Source organism: Anaerobutyricum hallii, from assembly GCF_900209925.1.
Lineage (GTDB): Bacteria > Bacillota > Clostridia > Lachnospirales > Lachnospiraceae > Anaerobutyricum > Anaerobutyricum soehngenii.
This window is the reverse complement of the sequence record NZ_LT907978.1, coordinates 2,918,132-2,937,255: the sequence shown is the minus strand read 5'-3', so window position 1 is coordinate 2,937,255 and position 19,124 is coordinate 2,918,132. Positions and strand designations below refer to the sequence as shown.

The window sequence follows — 19,124 nt, the reverse complement described above, 5'->3', positions numbered from 1 at the left end:
CTGGCGACAAGTCACTGTACAATAATTACAATCTACAAATTCAGCGTAGAGACGCAGTGTGATATCTTAGATGATACACACGGAGGAGTGTACAGTCACCGCTTGTCGTACTAGATTAAGTGCGAAAAGGAGGCGACTTTTTTTATGGCAAGTCAAATTATGAGAATCACGTTGAAGGCGTATGATCATCAGTTAATCGATGCATCCGCAAAGAGCATTATCGAAACTGTAAAGAAAACAGGATCTAAGGTGAGCGGTCCAGTACCGATGCCAACTAAGAAAGAGGTAGTTACAATTCTTAGAGCGGTTCACAAATACAAAGATTCCAGAGAGCAGTTCGAGCAGAGAACACATAAGAGATTAATTGATATCATTACACCAACACAGAAGACAGTTGATGCATTATCAAGACTCGAAATGCCAGCAGGTGTTTACATCGACATCAAGATGAAACAGAAATAATTTTATGTCCTATAGCTAGTATGATTATCCAGACGGTAACGTAAGACATTTTGAGAGGGTAATCCGCTGTAGACTAGAATGATTGCATCAGATGTTTGAAGCAATCCGCTGTAGAAAATTAGGAGGAAGACGAAATGAAGAAGGCTATTTTAGCAACAAAGATCGGTATGACTCAGATCTTCGCAGAAGATGGTGAATTAATTCCGGTTACAGTATTACAGGCTGGACCTTGTGAAGTAACACAGGTTAAAACAGTTGAGAATGACGGCTACAGTGCCGTACAGGTTGGCTTCCAGGATATGAGAGAAAAGTTATCCACAAAGCCAATGAAAGGACATTTCGAAAAAGCAGGAGTATCTGTTAAGAGATTCGTCAAAGAATTTAAATTAGACGATGCAGAGAATTACGAATTAGGTCAGAAAATCACAGTTGATATTTTTGAAGCTGGTGATAAAGTTGATGCAACTGCTATTTCAAAAGGTAAAGGTTTTCAGGGAGCTATCAAGAGACATGGACAGCATACGGGTCCTAAGACACATGGTTCTAAATACCATCGTCATGCAGGATCAAACGGTATGGCATCTGACCCATCCAAGGTAATGAAAGGCAAGAAGATGCCTGGACAGATGGGACATGTACAGATCACTATCCAGAATCTTGAAGTAGTTAAAATAGATGCAGAAAATAATGTTATTTTAGTAAAAGGATCCGTTCCAGGACCTAAGAAGTCTTTAGTAACATTAAAAGCAGCAGTTAAAGCGTAGGCGCTTAAGGAAGGAGGACTTACAAATGGCATCAGTATCTGTTTATAATATGGAAGGTGCTCAGGTTGGTACAATCGAATTAAGCGATTCTATCTTTGCAGTGCCTGTGAATGAACATTTAGTACATCAGGCTGTTGTAGCACAGCTTGCAAATAAACGCCAGGGTACTCAGAAAGCTAAAACACGTTCTGAAGTAAGAGGCGGCGGAAGAAAACCATGGAGACAGAAAGGAACAGGTCATGCAAGACAGGGATCTATCCGTGCTCCACAGTGGACAGGCGGCGGAGTTGTATTTGCTCCAACACCAAGAGATTATTCCGTAAAGATGAATAAGAAAGAAAAACAGCTCGCAATGAAATCTGTTTTAACATCTAAAGTTAATGAGAGCAAATTCATCGTATTAGATGAGTTAAAATTAGCTGAGATTAAAACAAAACAGATCAAAGCAGTTTTAGATAATCTCAAAGTTGAGAAGGCTTTAATCGTAACAAAAGAAAAAGACGATGTTGTGGTTAAGTCAGCTAACAACTTACCTAAAGTAGCAACTACTGCATTAAACAACATCAACGTATACGATATTCTTAAATACGATACAGTTGTTGTTACAAGCGAGGCAGTTGCAGCAATCGAGGAGGTATACGCATAATGGCAGATTTAAAATATTATGACGTCATCTTAAAGCCAGTCGTTACTGAAAAAAGTATGACTGCTATGGGCGAAAAGAAATACACATTTTACGTAAATCCAGATGCAACTAAGACTCAGGTTAAAGAAGCAGTTGAGAGAATGTTCGAGGGTGCTAAAGTTGCTAAAGTTAACACAATGAACTTAAAAGGTAAAAAGAAAAGAAGAGGCATGGTTTACGGAAGAACTGCTGCCAAGAAAAAAGCCATTGTTCAGTTAACACAGGATAGCGCAGATATTCAGATTTTTGAAGGTCTGTAAGATTTAAAGATAACAGGAAATTATACGCATAAAAGCGTGATATCAAATATTCGGAAACGAAAGGAGTGAAAGTAATGGGAATCAAAACTTATAACCCATATACACCTTCCAGAAGACATATGACCGGATCTGATTTTTCAGAGATCACAAAGAAAAGTCCTGAGAAATCTCTCACTTATTCTTTAAAGAAGAATTCCGGCCGTAACAACCAGGGTAAAATCACAGTTAGACATCGTGGCGGCGGTGCTAAGAAGAAATATAGATTAATCGATTTCAAGAGAAATAAAGATGGTATTCCAGCAAAAGTTGTTGCTATCGAGTACGATCCAAACAGAACAGCAAACATTGCTTTAATCTGTTACGTAGATGGACAGAAGTCCTACATTATTGCACCTAATAAATTAGAGGTTGGCACAACAATCATGAACGGTCCAGACGCTGAAATTCATGTTGGAAACTGCCTTCCACTTGAGAACATCCCAGTTGGTACAGAAATTCACAACATCGAGATGCATCCTGGAAAAGGAGCTCAGTTAGTTCGTTCCGCTGGTAACTCCGCACAGCTTATGGCTAAGGAAGGAAAATATGCAACATTAAGACTTCCATCCGGAGAAATGAGAATGGTTCCTCTGAACTGTCGTGCTACAATCGGCCAGGTTGGAAACATTGAACATGACCTGATCAACATTGGTAAAGCAGGACGTAAACGTCACATGGGAATCCGTCCTACAGTTCGTGGTTCTGTTATGAACCCTAACGACCATCCACATGGTGGTGGAGAAGGTAAAGCTAGTATCGGTCGTCCAGGTCCATGTACTCCATGGGGTAAACCGGCACTCGGCTTAAAGACCAGAAAGAAAAACAAGCAGTCTAACAAATTGATTGTAAGAACAAGAGACGGAAAGAACGTTAAATAATTAAGGAGGTAACTCATGGCTCGTTCATTAAAAAAAGGACCATTTGCTGATGCAAGTTTATTAAAAAAAGTAGATGCGATGAATCAGTCCGGCGACAAGAGTGTTATTAAAACATGGTCCCGCCGTTCTACTATCTTCCCATCCTTCGTAGGTCATACCTTCGCAGTTCATGATGGAAGAAGACATGTACCTGTATATGTTACAGAAGATATGGTTGGACATAAATTAGGAGAATTCGTTGCAACCAGAACATACAGAGGACATGGAAAAGACGAAAAGAAGAGTAAAGTTAGATAGATAACAGCCTGAAAGGAGGGTTCATCCATGGCAAAAGGACATAGATCCCAGATTAAAAGAGAGAGAAATGCAAATAAAGATACCAGACCATCTGCTAAGCTTTCTTACGCTAGATGTTCTGTAACAAAAGCATGTTTCGTACTTGATGCCATCAGAGGTAAAGATGTTGAAACAGCTTTAGGAATTTTAGAATATAATCCAAGATACGCTTCAGAAATCATTGGAAAGTTATTAAAATCTGCCATTGCAAACGCAGAGAACAATAATGGCATGAATAGAGAGAACCTTTATGTAGCAGAGTGTTACGCAGATAAAGGACCTACAATGAAGAGAATACAGCCTAGAGCACAGGGCCGTGCTTACAGAATCGAAAAGAGACAGTGCCATATTACTGTTGTTCTGGATGAAAGATAAGGAGGTTTACAATGGGACAGAAAGTTAATCCTCATGGTTTAAGAGTCGGAATCATCAAGGATTGGGATTCAAGATGGTATGCAGAAAAAGATTTCGCAGATAATCTTGTTGAAGATGATAAAATCAGAAAATATATTAAAAAACGTTTATACAGCGCAGGAATTTCTAGAACAGAAATCGAACGTGCTTCCGATCGTGTAAAGATCATTATTCATACAGCAAAACCGGGTATCGTTATTGGACGTGGCGGTTCTGCAATCGATGAGTTAAAGAAAGAGCTTGAAAAGCTTACAGGAAAGAAACTCATCATCGAAATCAAAGAAGTTAAGAGATTTGATGTAGATAAAGATGCTCAGTTAGTAGCTGAGAACATCGCACAGCAGTTAGAGAATCGTATTTCCTTCCGTCGTGCAATGAAATCCTGTATGCAGAGAACTATGAGAAACGGTGCATTAGGTATTAAGACATCTTGTTCCGGACGTTTAGGTGGAGCAGATATGGCCCGTACAGAGTTCTACAGCGAGGGAACAATTCCACTGCAGACACTTAGAGCAAATATTGATTATGGTTTCGCTGAAGCTAACACAACTTACGGAAAAGTTGGTGTAAAAGTTTGGGTATACCATGGTGAAGTACTTCCTACAAAGGAAACTAAGGAAGGGAGCGATAAATAATGTTAATGCCTAAAAGAGTAAAACGTCGTAAACAGTTCCGTGGTTCCATGGCTGGAAAAGCTACAAGAGGAACAACTATCACTTATGGTGATTTCGGACTGGTAGCTTGTGATCCATGTTGGATTAAATCCAACCAGATCGAAGCAGCCCGTGTAGCCATGACTCGTTATATGAAGCGTGGTGGTAAAGTTTGGATTAAAATTTTCCCAGATAAACCGGTTACAGCAAAGCCTGCAGAAACTCGTATGGGTTCTGGTAAAGGTTCACTGGAATATTGGGTAGCAGTAGTTAAACCAGGTCGTGTAATGTTCGAAGTTGCTGGAGTACCTGAAGAAACAGCGAGAGAAGCTTTACGTCTTGCAATGCATAAATTGCCAGTAAAATGTAAAATCGTATCTCGTGCAGATTTAGAAGGCGGTGATAACAGTGAAAACAACTAAGTATGTAGAAGATTTAAGAGCAAAATCCATCGCAGAACTTAATGAAGAATTAGTAGCTGCTAAAAAGGAATTATTTAATTTGAGATTCCAGAACGCAACAAATCAGTTAGATAACACCAGCAGAATTAAAGAAGTCAGAAGAAATATTGCCAGAATCCAGGGAATCATTGCTGAACAGAATAGTGCTGAGTAATCGGGAAGGAGGAATTTGTTGTGGAAAGAAACCTTAGAAAAACTCGTGTAGGTCTCGTAACAAGCGATAAAATGGATAAAACAATCGTTGTAAGCGTAACAGACAACGTAAAACATCCTTTATATAACAAGATCGTAAAAAGAACTTATAAATTAAAAGCTCATGACGAAAACAATGAGTGTAGAATTGGTGACAGAGTAAAAGTAATGGAAACAAGACCTTTATCTAAAGATAAAAGATGGAGACTTGTTGAAATCGTTGAGAAGGCTAAATAGTTAGCACGGAAGGAGATATAGTATGATCCAACAGGAATCTAGACTTAAAGTTGCTGATAATACTGGAGCAAAAGAACTTCTTTGTATCCGTGTTATGGGTGGCTCAACAAGAAGATATGCTAATATCGGTGATACTATCGTTGCTACAGTTAAAGATGCAACACCAGGCGGTGTTGTAAAAAAAGGTGACGTAGTAAAAGCCGTAGTTGTACGTACCAAAAAAGGCGCTCGTCGTAAAGATGGTTCTTACATCAAATTTGACGAAAATGCTGCAGTTATCATCAAAGATGACCTGAATCCAAGAGGAACCCGTATTTTTGGACCAGTTGCTAGAGAACTTCGTGAGAAGAAATTCATGAAGATTGTTTCCTTAGCACCGGAAGTATTATAAGGAGGTAACTACTGTGGCTCAGAAAATTAAAAGAAATGACATGGTAAAAGTTATTGCCGGTAAAGATATTGATAAAGAAGGAAAAGTTCTTTCCGTTGACGCTAAGAATCATAAAGTTGTTGTAGAAGGCATCAACATGGCTACAAAACATACAAAACCAAGCATGCAGAATCAGGCTGGTGGTATTGTTCAGGAAGAAGCAGCAATCGACGTATCTAACGTTATGCTGCTCCACAATGGACAGCCTACAAGAGTTGGTTTCAAATTTGTAGATGGAAAGAAAGTACGTTTCGCAAAATCAACTGGCGAAGTAATCGACTAATTCAAGAGAGGAGGCTGACCGAAGTTGAGTAGACTGAAAGAACAGTATGACAGCCAGATTAAGGCTGCTATGATGAAAAAATTTGGCTATAAAAATGAAATGCAGATTCCAAAGCTCGTTAAGATCGTTGTAAACATGGGTGTTGGTGATGCAAAAGAAAATCATAAATTATTAGATTCTGCAATCGGTGATATGGAAAAGATCACAGGTCAGAAAGCTGTAGTTTGTAAAGCAAAGAAATCCGTTGCTAACTTCAAGTTAAGAGAAGGAATGCCTATCGGATGTAAAGTAACTTTAAGAGGCGACAAGATGTACGAATTCGCTGATCGTCTTATTAACCTCGCTTTACCACGTGTACGTGACTTTAGAGGTGTTAACCCTAACGCATTTGACGGAAGAGGAAACTACGCTCTTGGTATTAAAGAGCAGTTAATCTTCCCTGAAATCGAGTACGATCAGGTAGACAAAGTTAGAGGTATGGATGTTATCTTCGTTACAACAGCTCATACTGATGAAGAAGCTCGTGAATTACTTACTTTATTTGGAATGCCGTACGCAAAATAGTTAGGAGGATTTCTAATGGCTAAGAAAGCAATGAAAGTTAAACAGCAGCGTAATCAGAAATTCTCATCTAGAGAATATTCTCGTTGCAAAATTTGTGGCCGCCCACATGCTTATTTAAGAAAATACGGAATCTGCAGAATCTGCTTCCGTGAATTAGCATATAAAGGTCAGATTCCTGGAGTTAAAAAAGCAAGCTGGTAGAAATATTAGGAAGGAGGCAGCTAATAATGACAATGAGCGATCCAATTGCAGATATGCTTACTAGAATTCGTAATGCAAATACTGCAAAACACGATACAGTAGATGTTCCTGCATCTAAAATGAAAATTTCCATCGCTGATATCCTTTTAAAAGAAGGATACATCAAAAGTTATGACATCATCGAGGATGGTGCATTCAAAACAATCCGTATCGCATTAAAATACGGTGCTGATAAGAATGAAAGAATTATTTCTGGATTAAAGAGAATCTCTAAACCAGGACTTCGAGTATACGCAGACGTTGAGAACATGCCAAGAGTACTTGGTGGTTTAGGCGTAGCAATTATTTCCACAAATAAAGGTGTTGTTACAGACAAAGAAGCTCGTTCTATGAACGTAGGTGGAGAGGTATTAGCATTTGTATGGTAGTTCTTCAACAGAGCTACTTTACATCTGATATTATAGATATTTTATACTACTGAAAACAGAAAAGACGCAGTCTTTTCCGACAATTTAAGGAGGTGCGATATGTCACGAATTGGTAGATTACCAGTTGAAATTCCTGCAGGTGTTGAAATTACTGTTGCAGAGAACAACGTTGTGACTGTAAAGGGTCCTAAAGGAACACTCACAGAGAGTCTTCCTGTAGAGATGGACATTAAAGTTGAAAATAATCAGGTAGTTGTTACAAGACCTAACGATTTAAAGAAAATGAAATCTTTACATGGTCTTACAAGAACTCTGGTTGCAAATATGGTAACAGGTGTTACAAAGGGATACGAAAAAGTTCTTGAAATCAACGGTGTTGGTTACAGAGCTCAGAAACAGGGCAAGAAACTTATTCTTTCTCTTGGATATTCTCATCCTGTAGAAATGGAAGACCCAGAAGGTCTTGAGTCTGTATTAGAAGGACAGAACAAGATTACTATCAAGGGAATCGACAAACAGAAAGTTGGACAGTACGCAGCTGAAATCAGAGAAAAGAGAAAACCAGAACCTTACAAGGGAAAAGGTATCAAGTATGCTGATGAAGTAATCAGACGTAAAGTCGGCAAGACAGGTAAGAAATAATTAGGAGGAAGTAAGAATGATTAATAAAAAATCAAGAAGTGAAGTTCGTGCTAAAAAACATAGAAGACTTCGTAACCGCATCAGCGGAACTGCTTCTACTCCACGTTTAGCCGTATTCAGAAGCAACAATCATATGTATGCTCAGATTATTGATGATACCGTTGGAAAAACTCTTGTTTCAGCTTCTACAGTACAGAAAGAAGTTAAGGCAGAGCTTGAAAAAACTAATGACGTTGCAGCAGCAGCTCATTTAGGAACAGTAATTGCTAAGAGAGCAATTGAAAAAGGTATCACAACAGTTGTCTTCGACAGAGGAGGTTTCATTTACCAGGGTAAGATTCAGGCACTGGCAGATGCAGCCCGTGAAGCTGGTCTTAATTTCTAAACAAGGAGGATATAACATGAAGCGCGAATTAATTGATGCTAGTCAATTAGAATTAGAAGAAACAGTAGTATCAATCAAACGTGTTACTAAGGTAGTAAAAGGTGGACGTAATATGCGTTTCGCTGCTTTAGTAGTAGTTGGTGATAAAAACGGTCATGTTGGAGCTGGTTTAGGTAAAGCGATTGAAATTCCTGAAGCTATCCGTAAGGGAAAAGAAGACGCTATGAAGAAACTGGTTAAGGTTCCTGTAAATGAAGTAGGTTCCATCCCACATGATTTCATTGGAAAATTTGGAAGTGCAGAAGTTTTATTAAAAGCATCTCCAGAAGGTACCGGTATCATCGCCGGAGGTCCTTCTCGTGCGGTTCTTGAACTTGCAGGATATAAGAATATCCGTTCCAAAGCATTAGGATCTAACAACAAACAGAACGTAGTACTTGCTACAATCGCTGGTCTTAAAGAAATCAAGACTCCAGAAGAAGTTGCAAGACTTCGTGGCAAATCAGTTGACGAACTGTAAAAGGAGGAAAGAAAGATGGCAGATAAATTAAAAATCACATTAGTTAAGTCTCCTATCGGTGCTATTCCTAAACAGAGAGCAACTGTAGAAGCATTAGGACTTAAAAAAGTCAACAAAACAGTTGAAATGCCTGACAACGATGCTGTACGCGGAATGATTTGGCATGTTAGACACTTGGTAAAAGTTGAAGAAATTTAATTGCAGATAAGGAGGTACCCGTAAATGAATTTATCTAATTTACATCCTGCTGCAGGTTCCAAACACAGCGATGCTTTCCGTGTAGGTCGTGGACATGGTTCAGGAAACGGAAAGACTGCAGGCAGAGGACAGAAAGGTCAGAAATCTCGTTCTGGCGGAAAAGTTCGTGTAGGTTTTGAAGGTGGACAGATGCCTTTATACAGAAGACTTCCTAAGAGAGGCTTCACTTGCATCAACTCAAAGAAAATCATCGCAATCAATGTTTCCGAACTTGAAAGATTCGAAGCAGATAGCGTTGTAACAATCGACACTTTAATTGAAAGTGGTTTAGTAAAAAATACCTTTGATGGTGTTAAAATTCTTGGAAACGGAGAATTAAGCAAGAAGCTTACAGTTCAGGTTAACGCATTCTCTAAGAGTGCTGTAGCTAAGATTGAAGCTGCTGGCGGAAAAGCTGAGGTGATTTAATGTTCGAAACTCTCAGAAATGCTCTGAAAGTGAAGGATATTAGAAAGAGACTCCTATTTACATTAGTAGTTTTAGTTATCTGCCGATTGGGCAGTCAGCTTCCAATACCGGGAATTGACACTGATACAATCAGCCAGTATTTAAACTCATTGTTAGGAGATTCTTTCAACCTTTTGAATTCCTTTACTGGCGGATCATTTGAATCTATGTCACTGTTCGCGTTAAACGTAACACCATACATCACAGCATCCATCATCATTCAGCTTCTTACCATTGCCATTCCGGCATTGGAAGAGCTGTATCGTGATGGCGAGGATGGACGTAAAAAGATTAACAATATTACAAGATTTGTTACGCTTGCACTTTCCGTTCTTGAAAGTGCTGGTTTGGCAATTGGCTTTGGAAAACAGGGACTTTTGTCAAACTATGGTCCGCTGATCGTAATAGAGATGATTGTCTGTTTAACAGCAGGTTCCGTCTTTGTTATGTGGCTCGGTGAACAGATTACAGATAAAGGTGTAGGAAATGGTATTTCCATTATCCTTCTTTGTAACATTGTTTCCCGTATGCCAAGTGATTTATTTAATCTGTACCAGAAATTTATGGAAGGTAAACAGATTAGCAATGTAATTATTGCCGGAGTAATCATTTTCCTTGTTATTCTTGGAACAATTATTTTTACAATTGTTTTAAATGATGCAGAGAGAAGAATTCCTGTGCAGTATTCAAGAAAAATCCAGGGTGGAAGCCAGCTTGGAGGATTAGGATCAACATTACCTGTAAAAGTAAATACAGCAAACGTAATGCCAATTATCTTTTCATCTTCCCTGTTACAGTTCCCACTGGTAATCAAGCAGCTCGTTGGAGCTAATCCAAAGGGCACTGCAGGATTTATTTTCAATGCGTTAAATCAGTCTAACTGGTGTAATCCAGATCATTGGAACTGGTCAATTGGTTTAATCATTTACCTGCTTCTTAACGTAGTATTTGCATATTTCTATACATCGATTACTTTTAATCCTTTAGAAATATCTAATAATATGAAGAAACAGGGTGGTTATATTCCAGGTGTACGTCCTGGTAAAGCAACCGTTGATTATTTAAATTCAATTTTAACTTATATTATTTTTATCGGTGCGATTGGTCTTTGTATCGTTGCAGTAATTCCGATTTTCTTTAACGGATTCTTCGGCGCGAATGTCTCCTTTGGAGGAACATCTATCATCATTATCGCTGGTGTAGTATTAGAGACAATGAAACAGATTGAATCCCAGACATTAGTACGTCAGTATACCGGATTTTTAACAGAATAATATTTGTATTTTTATATTTAAAACCTGTGTTGTTTAATCTATGATTAAACAACACAGGTTTTTTATTTGGAAAACAGAAACAGACTTCTGTTTGTTGGCAATAGGGGCTTTTTTTTATTTGGAGATTCGTATATAATAAATAAGACTATGTGAATATAATACAGATAAGTGAGGAAAATAGATGAATAAAAGCGATATCAGAAAGCATTATAACTCATATTTTGTAATGTATACGATATTATTTGCGGTGTTGAGTATACTGTTTTTTTATGGATTTTGGAAGGCAAAGTTATCTTTTGTATGGAATGTAGATGGACGGACGCAGCATATTCATGCGTTACAATTTTATTCAGATTGGTTACAACAAATAGTAAAAAATATTCTTTTTAAGCATAAGTTGGAGATTTCATTATGGAGTTTCTCTATTGGATACGGAAGTGATATTATTACAACGCTGCATTATTATGTAATAGGAGATCCGCTTTGTTTATTATCTGTATTTGTTCCAGACAGATATATGGTTCATTTTTATGATATCATGATATTGTTCCGTGTGTATCTTGCTGGATTATCCTTTTCAGTCTATTGCTTTTACAGAAAACAAAATAATAGGATAGCGGTAATTACAGGAGCATTATTATATGCTTTTTCAATGTATATATTAGTTATGGGATTTCATCATCCTTTCTTTATAAATCCACTGATTTATTTTCCGTTATTATTAATTGGTATAGAAAGAATTTTGGAAGAAAAATCCCCGATATTTTTTATTTTAATGGTATTTATATGTACAATAAGTAATTTTTATTTTATGTATATGATTGCGTTGAATGCAGCAATTTATCTTTTTATTCGTTTATTTAGCATATATGGAGTAAGAAATATCAGACTCTTATTAAAAAAGTTTGGCTGCATGATAATTGGTGCGATTGTCGGTGTAATGATGGGTGCATGTATATTGCTTCCTGTAATCAGTTTATTTATGGAAAATAGCCGAGATGGTTCAGGGCAAAGATTCCAACTATTATATGAAGAAGAATTTTACAAAAAGTTACCTGAAGTATTTATAACAGGAACGCAGGGAATGCATCATACGATGTTAGGCATATGCGGTATCCTATTGTTTAGCATTTGTTTATTATTCATGAAACGAAAGGAAAATGCAGAACTTAAAATTAATTTTATAATATTAACAATATTTCTGTTCACACCAATTACTGGAAAGATTTTTAATGGATTTGCCTATCCATCAAATCGATGGATGTTCAGTTATGTTTTATTGTTAAGTTATATTGTTGTAGTTATGTGGGATGAATTGTCTTATATGAGCTGGAAAAGTTTTATTGGAACTTGTTTTGTTTCAGTAGTTATCTGTATATATAATTTTTATAATTTCAGCGCAGATTTTGAAGGAGAAATGCGTGAATATATCTATTTACTTTGTGTTGGATTAATTATATTGGCAATAGGTAATATTTTATTAAAAAATAGATTAAAAAAACACAGAGAATTTTCATATATTATGCAGATTTCTATGGTTATTCTGGCTATTATAACTGTGCAGTTAAATGTAAAAAAAGTATTTCATAATACAGATTTAGCAAATACAGAATTTGTGGAAATGGAAAAGGCAAGAAAGGATTTAAAAAGTTCTGCGGATAAAGCGATAGAAAAAGCAACGGTAGGTGATAAAGACTTCTTTCGTTATGATGCAAAAGCAGAATTGATAGAGAGAAATTCTACCTTACAAAGTAACTTACATTCTACTAATTTTTACTGGAGTCTTACCGGTAAGTTACCATCACAGCTTTTTGAAGAGACAGGATTAACCAATAAAGGAGCTTACAATTATAAGAATTTAGATGGAAGAACAGCTTTAAATGCTTTGTCTACTACAAAATATTATGTAACAAAGACAGAAAAGGATGGTAAATATAGTGTTCCTTTTGGCTACAAAAAAATAGCGAATTATAACATTAAAATGACAAATAAAATAAAGAAATGTACAGTATTTAAAAATGAATATGCCCTTCCATTGGGATATACATATGACAGTTATTATACCAGAACTGATTACGAACATATGAACGAAATGGAGAGACAAAATGCATTGTTACAAGGAGTATTATTAGAAAAAGAGCAAAAAGGTTATTCCAGAGCAGGTTTAAAAAAGCATTCCGGCAATGTATGTTCTAAAACAGATATAAAGCAAACGTATTCAGAAATTCCTTATAAGATTATACAACATAATAATGTGGACAAAAAAGCAAATATTTTTAAAGTAAAAAGTGATAACGCGAGCATTGTTTTAGAAACCAGTAAAGCGATAACGAATAGTGAAGTCAGTTTGTTCATAGGCGATATATCTGGTCCGAAAGCGAATAGAGTTGCGGATGACGATAGTATAGGTTCAAGATATACTGTTATTGTACAAAATTCGACAGGAGAGAAGAACAAAAAACAATTCTTTTATTTTCAGCCAGGAAATATATATTATGCAGGTCGAAATCATTTTCTCATAAATCTCTCTTATTATAAAAAAGGAAAACAGACGATAACTTTAAAGTTTCCACAAAAAGGCAATTATAAAATTGAAGATTTAAAAGTATATGCTCAGCCTATGGATCAGTATTCCCAACAAATTTCCGCATTAAAAGAAAATGTGCTAAAAAATATAAAAATGGGCACAAATACGATTCAGGGAGATATTAACTTGAAGAAAGACAAGATTCTTTGTTTAGCTGTTCCATACTCGAAAGGCTGGAAAGCTACTGTAGATGGAAAAGAACAGGAGCTACTCCAGGCTAATACAATGTATATGGCGTTACCACTTTCAGAAGGCAATCATAGTGTTATTTTAAAATACTGTACCCCAGGATTAAAACCAGGAATTGCGATATCCCTTGCAGGGCTGATACTTTGTATCATAATAAAGTTACTATTTGATTCATTAGGGGGAACAGACGAAAAAAGAAATAATACCATATCCCATCTGCTCTGTAGTCGCTGTGTTTAAGATGCTCATCCGCATCTTAAACACGCTCCGAAGCCGCATCTGGGATATGGTATTATTTCTTTTTTCTGTGTTTTGGCTCCAGAAGGAATGAATGCTAATAGTCTTTGGGAGGGAGAGGGGGGAGAGGTCAGGAGACTCTTGCTTGCTCGGAAACACCTTGGCATTCTTGCTACGAGGTGTGCATCATATAACGTATGACATACGTTTTGAAAAAGGATATATTGCGACAATATAATAATAAAATCATTATGTACAGTGATAGGTTTCAGTATCATCTTATCATCAGTGAAACTTGAAAGAAGGTTCAGCATAGTGGAAATAGCATCGGAATAAGCTACGACCTTCTGTCCCCTTCCCCATCTCTCTCCCAAAGACTATTGCATTCATTCCTTCTGGAGTCAACAAGCAGAAAATAAAAATATTAGTCCATAGCCAATGTAATGTGAGAGCAAGTAAAAATGCCGAACAGGCATTTTCTGCGCAGTGATATCTTTACATTGGCTATGGGCTAATATTTTTATTTTCGTCTGTTTCCCTAATGAATCAAATAGTAAGAGTGATTTCTTGTCTTAGTATCGGGAATTTTCCCAAACACTTTGGAAAAATACAAAATATTAAGCACATTTGTAAAAGTGTATAATTTACAGAACAAAGAAAATGTTGTAATATATACATATAGAAACGGGTGGCAAAAGTGATTATATTTGTGTAGTTTTATCGGAATGTATTTTTTTATGAGCAATTGACTGGTGAATTTATTTATTTTCCGATATATTTTATTGCATAGATAAGCAGAAAGGGAATGCGTAGCTTATTGTCATGCGGCCAAAACAAATGGAGGTATAAGAAGATATGTATGACATTATTGTAATTGGTGCCGGTGTTACTGGTACTTGTACTGCAAGAGAGTTGTCCAAGTATCAGGTAAATATGTGCGTAATCGATAAGGGTGATGACGTAGCATCTGGAACATCCAAAGCAAACAGTGGTATTGTTCATGGTGGTTATGACTGTAAACCAGGAACTCTTATGGCAGAGATGAACGTAAGAGGTAACGAGCTTCTTTATGAATTAGCAGAGGATTTGGATTACCCGATTAAAAAGAACGGTTCCCTTATTGTCTGTACTGTACCGGAAGAAAGAGGTAAGTTAGATGTTCTTTTAGAGCAGGCAAAAGAGAATGGTGTTCCTGGATGCCGTATCATTGATAAAGAAGAAGCTCTTAAGATGGAGCCGAATTTAACAGATAACACAGTAGCTGCTCTTTATGTTCCAACAGGTGGTATTATTTGTCCATGGGGACTTGCGATTGCTATGGGTGAGAACGCTGCAATGAACGGATGTGAATTCAAGTTTGAACATGCAGTTGAGAACATCATTAAGAAAGATGATCATTACGAAGTAGTAACAAATAAGGGAACATTTGAGACAAAGATCGTCGTTAATGCAGCAGGTGTATATGCAGATACTCTTCATAACATGGTAAGTGAAGATAAGAAACATATCATTGCTCGTAGAGGAGAGTACCTTCTTCTTGATAAAGAATTAGGAGATTACTTCTCAGCAACTGTATTCCCACTTCCAGGTAAGATGGGTAAAGGTATTCTCTGTGCTCCTACAATTCATGGAAATATGTTCGTAGGACCATCTGCAACAGATGTAGAAGGTAAAGATGATGTAGAAACTACTCAGGATATTCTAGATGATTTAGCTTACAAAGCACAGCACAGCTACCTTACAAGAACAAAACTTCCTATGAATAAGATTATCACTTCTTTTGCAGGACTTCGTGCTCACTTACCAGAACATGAATTTATTATTGAAGAAGCTAAAGATGCACCGGGATTCTTTGATGCATTAGGAATCGAGTCTCCGGGACTTACAAGTTCCCCTGCAATCGCTGAAAGAATTGCCGGACAGATTCAGGATAAATATCATTTCCCAGAAAAAGATAACTTCATCGCAAAACGTAAAGATGTTATCCATATGGAAGACCTTACTTTAGAAGAAAAGAATGCTTTAATCAAAGAAAAACCGGAATACGGCAGTATTGTATGTCGTTGTGAGATGATTACTGAAGGCGAGATCATGGATGCAATCAATCGTCCACTTGGTGCAAGAACTATGGATGGTGTAAAACGTAGAACTCGTGCAGGTATGGGTCGTTGCCAGGCAGGTTTCTGTACTCCTAGAACAATGGAAATTCTTTCAAGAGAGCTTGGTATTCCAATGACAGAAATCACTAAGAAGGGTGAAGGTTCCAATCTGTTAGTAGGAAAGATTAAAGAAGACTAGGATCAGTGTTGAAAGAAAGTGAGGAATAATACTATGAAATCTTATGATGTCGTAATCGTAGGTGGAGGTCCTGCTGGTTTAGCTGCTGCAATCGCTGCTAAAAAAGAGGGCATCGACAGTATTTTAGTTATTGAAAGAGATAATCAGCTTGGTGGTATTTTAAATCAGTGTATCCATAATGGATTTGGTCTTCATACATTTAAAGAAGAATTAACAGGTCCGGAATATGCAGCTCGTTTTATCGATCAGGCAGCTGAGTTAAATATCGAGTATAAGTTACATACAATGGTATGTGATATTTCTAAAGATAAAGTAGTAACCGTAATGAACCGCGAAGAAGGTATCGTTATGTATCAGGCAAAGGCAGTGATCTTAGCGATGGGATGTCGTGAACGTCCTCGTGGAGCCCTGAACATTCCTGGATATCGTCCAGCAGGTATCTACTCTGCAGGTACCGCACAGAGACTTGTTAACATGGAAGGTTTTATGCCAGGTAAAAAGGTTGTGATCTTAGGTTCTGGTGATATCGGACTGATCATGGCAAGACGTATGACATTTGAAGGTGCAGAAGTTAAGGTCGTAGCAGAAGTTATGCCTTACTCTGGCGGCTTAAAGAGAAATATCGTACAGTGTCTTGATGATTATGACATTCCACTGTTATTAAGCCATACCGTAATCGATATCGAAGGAAAAGACAGACTGACGGGCGTAGTGATCGCAGAAGTTGGTCCAGACAGAAAACCAATCCCTGGAACAGAAGTACATTACGATTGTGATACACTTCTTCTTTCCTGTGGTCTTATTCCTGAGAACGAATTATCAAAACAGGCAGACGTAGCAATGAACCCTGTGACAAATGGTCCATTAGTAGACGAAAGCCTTGAGACAAACATCGACGGTGTATTTGCCTGTGGTAACGTATTACATGTACATGACCTTGTTGATTACGTTTCAGAAGAAGCAGCAACAGCAGGTAAGAATGCAGCTCTTTATGTAAAGAACAACTGTGGCAAAGATGCACAGAAATCTGATAAAGTAGTAGAGATCAAAGCAATCGATGGTGTTCGTTACACAGTACCAAGCACGATCCATGTAGATAACATGGCAGACCTTCTGACAGTACGTTTCCGTGTAGGCGGCGTATTTAAGAACAGCTATATCAGCGTATACTTAAATGATGAAAGAGTACAGCATCGTAGAAAACAGGTTATGGCTCCGGGCGAGATGGAACAGGTTATCTTAAAGAAGAAAGATCTCGAAGCATACGAAGGTCTTGAGACCATCACTGTAAAGATTGAGGAGGAGTAGTATCATGGAAAAAAGAGACTTAACATGTATTGGATGTCCTCTTGGATGCCAGATTACAGTTACAATGGAAAACGGCGAAGTAACAGATGTAAAAGGTAATACTTGTCCTCGTGGAGATAAATATGCAAGAGAAGAAGTAACAAACCCAACACGTGTAGTTACATCAATCGTTAAGGTAGAAGGTGGAAACCTTGCCGCTGTATCCGTAAAGACAAAAGACGTTATTCCAAAAGGAAAGATCTTTGATATTCTTGATGAGATCAAACCAGTCGTAGTAAAAGCACCAGTTAAGATTGGTGATGTCATCGTTCCGAACGTAGCAGGAACAGGTGTTGATGTAATCGCAACAAAGAATATCCAGGCGGTTTAGAAATAAACTTCTGATTGCCGCAGGCAAAGGAGACGCATCCTAAAAAAGAAGAGAACCTATATTTGTGACTCTATCACTGCGGGTTGAATATTCGCTTAAAGGCTCATATTCAATCCTCACTCTAAGGCCACAAATATAGGTTCTCTTCTTTTTTAGGGTGCTGTCTTTGGCTGTTGGAGGAAAGTCAGAATTTATTTTTGGAGAGATTGAGGATGGCTTTAGACGGTTGCGACTTTACGGAGAGTTGAAGTTTTGAGGGATTGATACTGGAACTATTAGTGGAAAAGCAACAGTCATAGATTATCGTGTTATGATAATAATTTACGTGTTAATTCTATAGTATTTCATGTTAAAAAATGTGGGATTCTCATTTTATCTCGTATATATAGGTAGAAACAGTGATGGCTTCAATAAAGATTATCTTAGAAAGGATGAGTAAAATGAGAAAGACAGAAAGAAATTTTACAAACAAGGTTTTAGAAAGTAAGCGGGGAGATGTACAGGCAGTAAAGAGTAAAATCAAAAGCTCTGTAATGGCAACAGCTTTTTTGTTTGCCGCAACAATACCAATTGGTTTGTCTGTTCCAGCAGGAAATGTGCAGGCTGCTGTCGCCCAGCAAAAACAGGTTAAGAAAGTAAATCAGAAAGTAAAAACAAATACCTCAAAAGCAATCCCAACAATAGAATCTAGAAAAGTAACATCATCAACTATGATAAAGGCATATAAAAAATATTTAAGGAAAAATGTAAGTAATAAAAAATATTATGCCATCGTAAATATTGGGGACAATAATGCCCCTGTACTTTTAAGAGGAACACAAGGAGCAGGAAACGATAAAACGGGAAGACATTACACAGGATGCCAGATTTATTATTATAAAAATGGCAAAGTAGTAAAGATGGATACATTTAAAGATGGAGGCAGATGGCTTTTACTTTCAAAAAAAGATGGACAGAATTACCTTACAAACGGCGGTTCAGATTTCTCTATCCGAATTTGTGTTAAAAATGGAAACTTATACAGATATCAATATTATAACAATCATAACTGGAAAAAGAATCCTGAAAATAAATGGGCAACATCCATTGTAAAAATGAACGGTAAAGTTATTAAAAATATGGGATATTTGGATGGGACATTATACAGAAGACATACTGGTTATTATACTTATTTAAAGAATCCAGAAATCAGTTTTACAAAGAATGTGAAATAACTTCTGCTTGTTCCTATTTTACAAATTTATTGGGGGATTTGGAAATGGGAGCAGGAAGAATAGGAAATCTGTTTTTACTTCAGTAGCCAAAGAACAGCCTCCAGAAAG

The 19,124-nt window shown here is 37.2% G+C and carries 27 protein-coding genes; all 27 read left to right on the top strand.

Annotated features, from left to right (window positions below; genetic code table 11):
* Nucleotides 1-144 precede the first annotated feature (144 nt).
* The 27 genes from rpsJ (at nt 145) to EHLA_RS13230 (ending at nt 19,016) form a co-directional block, all read left to right on the top strand.
* Complete coding sequence (gene rpsJ / locus EHLA_RS13360) at nt 145-462, top strand: 30S ribosomal protein S10 (RefSeq protein ID WP_005347514.1); 318 nt, start codon at nt 145-147, stop codon at nt 460-462.
* Between the two features lie 134 nt (nt 463-596).
* On the top strand, nt 597-1,226 hold the full coding sequence (gene rplC, locus EHLA_RS13355; RefSeq protein ID WP_096241128.1) for a 50S ribosomal protein L3: 630 nt from the start codon (nt 597-599) through the stop codon (nt 1,224-1,226).
* Between the two features lie 25 nt (nt 1,227-1,251).
* Complete coding sequence (rplD, locus tag EHLA_RS13350; protein WP_021907828.1) at nt 1,252-1,872, top strand: 50S ribosomal protein L4; 621 nt, start codon at nt 1,252-1,254, stop codon at nt 1,870-1,872.
* A complete protein-coding gene (gene rplW / locus EHLA_RS13345) occupies nt 1,872-2,171 on the top strand; it encodes a 50S ribosomal protein L23 (protein WP_096241127.1) in 300 nt (99 codons plus the stop codon). The genes rplD and rplW overlap by 1 nt, the downstream gene beginning before the upstream one ends.
* Before the next feature lie 74 nt (nt 2,172-2,245).
* Nucleotides 2,246-3,088, top strand: coding sequence for a 50S ribosomal protein L2 (gene rplB / locus EHLA_RS13340; RefSeq protein ID WP_021907829.1), 843 nt, complete (start codon nt 2,246-2,248; stop codon nt 3,086-3,088).
* A gap of 15 nt (nt 3,089-3,103) precedes the next feature.
* Nucleotides 3,104-3,385, top strand: a complete 282-nt coding sequence (rpsS, locus tag EHLA_RS13335) for a 30S ribosomal protein S19 (protein ID WP_005347529.1) — start codon at nt 3,104-3,106, stop codon at nt 3,383-3,385.
* Between the two features lie 27 nt (nt 3,386-3,412).
* Complete coding sequence (rplV, locus tag EHLA_RS13330; protein WP_021907830.1) at nt 3,413-3,799, top strand: 50S ribosomal protein L22; 387 nt, start codon at nt 3,413-3,415, stop codon at nt 3,797-3,799.
* Between the two features lie 11 nt (nt 3,800-3,810).
* Nucleotides 3,811-4,473, top strand: coding sequence for a 30S ribosomal protein S3 (rpsC, locus tag EHLA_RS13325; protein WP_021907831.1), 663 nt, complete (start codon nt 3,811-3,813; stop codon nt 4,471-4,473).
* Nucleotides 4,473-4,913 (top strand): 50S ribosomal protein L16, encoded by a 441-nt coding sequence (rplP, locus tag EHLA_RS13320; protein WP_021907832.1) that lies wholly within the window; start codon nt 4,473-4,475, stop codon nt 4,911-4,913. Before rpsC ends, rplP begins: the two co-directional genes overlap by 1 nt.
* Nucleotides 4,900-5,106, top strand: a complete 207-nt coding sequence (rpmC, locus tag EHLA_RS13315) for a 50S ribosomal protein L29 (RefSeq protein WP_021907833.1) — start codon at nt 4,900-4,902, stop codon at nt 5,104-5,106. The genes rplP and rpmC overlap by 14 nt, the downstream gene beginning before the upstream one ends.
* A 71-nt stretch (nt 5,107-5,177) precedes the next feature.
* Nucleotides 5,178-5,381: a 30S ribosomal protein S17 gene (gene rpsQ, locus EHLA_RS13310; RefSeq protein ID WP_154580640.1), complete on the top strand. Its 204-nt coding sequence runs from the start codon at nt 5,178-5,180 to the stop codon at nt 5,379-5,381.
* Nucleotides 5,382-5,403: 22 nt separating this feature from the next.
* Nucleotides 5,404-5,772 (top strand): 50S ribosomal protein L14, encoded by a 369-nt coding sequence (rplN, locus tag EHLA_RS13305; RefSeq protein WP_005347537.1) that lies wholly within the window; start codon nt 5,404-5,406, stop codon nt 5,770-5,772.
* Between the two features lie 13 nt (nt 5,773-5,785).
* A complete protein-coding gene (gene rplX, locus EHLA_RS13300) occupies nt 5,786-6,094 on the top strand; it encodes a 50S ribosomal protein L24 (RefSeq protein ID WP_005347539.1) in 309 nt (102 codons plus the stop codon).
* Nucleotides 6,095-6,118: 24 nt separating this feature from the next.
* On the top strand, nt 6,119-6,658 hold the full coding sequence (gene rplE, locus EHLA_RS13295) for a 50S ribosomal protein L5 (RefSeq protein ID WP_021907834.1): 540 nt from the start codon (nt 6,119-6,121) through the stop codon (nt 6,656-6,658).
* 15 nt (nt 6,659-6,673) lie between these two features.
* The gene (locus EHLA_RS13290) at nt 6,674-6,859 is read left to right on the top strand and encodes a type Z 30S ribosomal protein S14 (protein WP_021907835.1); all 186 of its coding nucleotides are present in this window, start codon (nt 6,674-6,676) and stop codon (nt 6,857-6,859) included.
* Between the two features lie 26 nt (nt 6,860-6,885).
* Nucleotides 6,886-7,287 (top strand): 30S ribosomal protein S8, encoded by a 402-nt coding sequence (rpsH, locus tag EHLA_RS13285; RefSeq protein ID WP_096241126.1) that lies wholly within the window; start codon nt 6,886-6,888, stop codon nt 7,285-7,287.
* Between the two features lie 99 nt (nt 7,288-7,386).
* Nucleotides 7,387-7,929: a 50S ribosomal protein L6 gene (gene rplF / locus EHLA_RS13280; RefSeq protein WP_096241125.1), complete on the top strand. Its 543-nt coding sequence runs from the start codon at nt 7,387-7,389 to the stop codon at nt 7,927-7,929.
* A 16-nt stretch (nt 7,930-7,945) separates the two neighbouring features.
* The gene (rplR, locus tag EHLA_RS13275) at nt 7,946-8,314 is read left to right on the top strand and encodes a 50S ribosomal protein L18 (protein WP_005347549.1); all 369 of its coding nucleotides are present in this window, start codon (nt 7,946-7,948) and stop codon (nt 8,312-8,314) included.
* A 16-nt stretch (nt 8,315-8,330) separates the two neighbouring features.
* Nucleotides 8,331-8,834, top strand: coding sequence for a 30S ribosomal protein S5 (gene rpsE / locus EHLA_RS13270; protein ID WP_021907837.1), 504 nt, complete (start codon nt 8,331-8,333; stop codon nt 8,832-8,834).
* A 15-nt stretch (nt 8,835-8,849) separates the two neighbouring features.
* The gene (gene rpmD, locus EHLA_RS13265) at nt 8,850-9,032 is read left to right on the top strand and encodes a 50S ribosomal protein L30 (RefSeq protein ID WP_005347554.1); all 183 of its coding nucleotides are present in this window, start codon (nt 8,850-8,852) and stop codon (nt 9,030-9,032) included.
* A 24-nt stretch (nt 9,033-9,056) separates the two neighbouring features.
* Nucleotides 9,057-9,500, top strand: a complete 444-nt coding sequence (gene rplO / locus EHLA_RS13260) for a 50S ribosomal protein L15 (RefSeq protein WP_005347555.1) — start codon at nt 9,057-9,059, stop codon at nt 9,498-9,500.
* Nucleotides 9,500-10,813: a preprotein translocase subunit SecY gene (gene secY, locus EHLA_RS13255; protein ID WP_096241124.1), complete on the top strand. Its 1,314-nt coding sequence runs from the start codon at nt 9,500-9,502 to the stop codon at nt 10,811-10,813. The genes rplO and secY overlap by 1 nt, the downstream gene beginning before the upstream one ends.
* Nucleotides 10,814-10,994: 181 nt before the next feature.
* Nucleotides 10,995-13,829, top strand: a complete 2,835-nt coding sequence (locus tag EHLA_RS13250) for a YfhO family protein (RefSeq protein ID WP_096241123.1) — start codon at nt 10,995-10,997, stop codon at nt 13,827-13,829.
* An 852-nt stretch (nt 13,830-14,681) separates the two neighbouring features.
* Nucleotides 14,682-16,124, top strand: a complete 1,443-nt coding sequence (locus EHLA_RS13245) for an NAD(P)/FAD-dependent oxidoreductase (RefSeq protein WP_096241122.1) — start codon at nt 14,682-14,684, stop codon at nt 16,122-16,124.
* 33 nt (nt 16,125-16,157) lie between these two features.
* Nucleotides 16,158-17,432 carry an NAD(P)/FAD-dependent oxidoreductase gene (locus EHLA_RS13240; RefSeq protein ID WP_005347560.1) on the top strand — a complete coding sequence of 425 codons (1,275 nt, stop codon included), beginning with the start codon at nt 16,158-16,160 and terminating at the stop codon, nt 17,430-17,432.
* Between the two features lie 4 nt (nt 17,433-17,436).
* A complete protein-coding gene (locus EHLA_RS13235) occupies nt 17,437-17,802 on the top strand; it encodes a DUF1667 domain-containing protein (RefSeq protein ID WP_005347562.1) in 366 nt (121 codons plus the stop codon).
* A 440-nt stretch (nt 17,803-18,242) separates the two neighbouring features.
* A complete protein-coding gene (locus EHLA_RS13230) occupies nt 18,243-19,016 on the top strand; it encodes a hypothetical protein (RefSeq protein ID WP_123864865.1) in 774 nt (257 codons plus the stop codon).
* Nucleotides 19,017-19,124: the final 108 nt, after the last annotated feature.

What these genes read in the sequence shown, in the direction of transcription:
- rpsJ (WP_005347514.1), top strand. Translation starts at nt 145, where the DNA reads ATGGCAAGTCAAATTATGAGAATCACGTTGAAGGCGTATGATCATCAG.
- rplC (WP_096241128.1), top strand. Translation starts at nt 597, where the DNA reads ATGAAGAAGGCTATTTTAGCAACAAAGATCGGTATGACTCAGATCTTC.
- rplD (WP_021907828.1), top strand. Translation starts at nt 1,252, where the DNA reads ATGGCATCAGTATCTGTTTATAATATGGAAGGTGCTCAGGTTGGTACA.
- rplW (WP_096241127.1), top strand. Translation starts at nt 1,872, where the DNA reads ATGGCAGATTTAAAATATTATGACGTCATCTTAAAGCCAGTCGTTACT.
- rplB (WP_021907829.1), top strand. Translation starts at nt 2,246, where the DNA reads ATGGGAATCAAAACTTATAACCCATATACACCTTCCAGAAGACATATG.
- rpsS (WP_005347529.1), top strand. Translation starts at nt 3,104, where the DNA reads ATGGCTCGTTCATTAAAAAAAGGACCATTTGCTGATGCAAGTTTATTA.
- rplV (WP_021907830.1), top strand. Translation starts at nt 3,413, where the DNA reads ATGGCAAAAGGACATAGATCCCAGATTAAAAGAGAGAGAAATGCAAAT.
- rpsC (WP_021907831.1), top strand. Translation starts at nt 3,811, where the DNA reads ATGGGACAGAAAGTTAATCCTCATGGTTTAAGAGTCGGAATCATCAAG.
- rplP (WP_021907832.1), top strand. Translation starts at nt 4,473, where the DNA reads ATGTTAATGCCTAAAAGAGTAAAACGTCGTAAACAGTTCCGTGGTTCC.
- rpsQ (WP_154580640.1), top strand. Translation starts at nt 5,178, where the DNA reads ATGGATAAAACAATCGTTGTAAGCGTAACAGACAACGTAAAACATCCT.
- rplN (WP_005347537.1), top strand. Translation starts at nt 5,404, where the DNA reads ATGATCCAACAGGAATCTAGACTTAAAGTTGCTGATAATACTGGAGCA.
- EHLA_RS13290 (WP_021907835.1), top strand. Translation starts at nt 6,674, where the DNA reads ATGGCTAAGAAAGCAATGAAAGTTAAACAGCAGCGTAATCAGAAATTC.
- rpsH (WP_096241126.1), top strand. Translation starts at nt 6,886, where the DNA reads ATGACAATGAGCGATCCAATTGCAGATATGCTTACTAGAATTCGTAAT.
- rplF (WP_096241125.1), top strand. Translation starts at nt 7,387, where the DNA reads ATGTCACGAATTGGTAGATTACCAGTTGAAATTCCTGCAGGTGTTGAA.
- rplR (WP_005347549.1), top strand. Translation starts at nt 7,946, where the DNA reads ATGATTAATAAAAAATCAAGAAGTGAAGTTCGTGCTAAAAAACATAGA.
- rpsE (WP_021907837.1), top strand. Translation starts at nt 8,331, where the DNA reads ATGAAGCGCGAATTAATTGATGCTAGTCAATTAGAATTAGAAGAAACA.
- rpmD (WP_005347554.1), top strand. Translation starts at nt 8,850, where the DNA reads ATGGCAGATAAATTAAAAATCACATTAGTTAAGTCTCCTATCGGTGCT.
- rplO (WP_005347555.1), top strand. Translation starts at nt 9,057, where the DNA reads ATGAATTTATCTAATTTACATCCTGCTGCAGGTTCCAAACACAGCGAT.
- secY (WP_096241124.1), top strand. Translation starts at nt 9,500, where the DNA reads ATGTTCGAAACTCTCAGAAATGCTCTGAAAGTGAAGGATATTAGAAAG.
- EHLA_RS13250 (WP_096241123.1), top strand. Translation starts at nt 10,995, where the DNA reads ATGAATAAAAGCGATATCAGAAAGCATTATAACTCATATTTTGTAATG.
- EHLA_RS13245 (WP_096241122.1), top strand. Translation starts at nt 14,682, where the DNA reads ATGTATGACATTATTGTAATTGGTGCCGGTGTTACTGGTACTTGTACT.
- EHLA_RS13240 (WP_005347560.1), top strand. Translation starts at nt 16,158, where the DNA reads ATGAAATCTTATGATGTCGTAATCGTAGGTGGAGGTCCTGCTGGTTTA.
- EHLA_RS13235 (WP_005347562.1), top strand. Translation starts at nt 17,437, where the DNA reads ATGGAAAAAAGAGACTTAACATGTATTGGATGTCCTCTTGGATGCCAG.
- EHLA_RS13230 (WP_123864865.1), top strand. Translation starts at nt 18,243, where the DNA reads ATGAGAAAGACAGAAAGAAATTTTACAAACAAGGTTTTAGAAAGTAAG.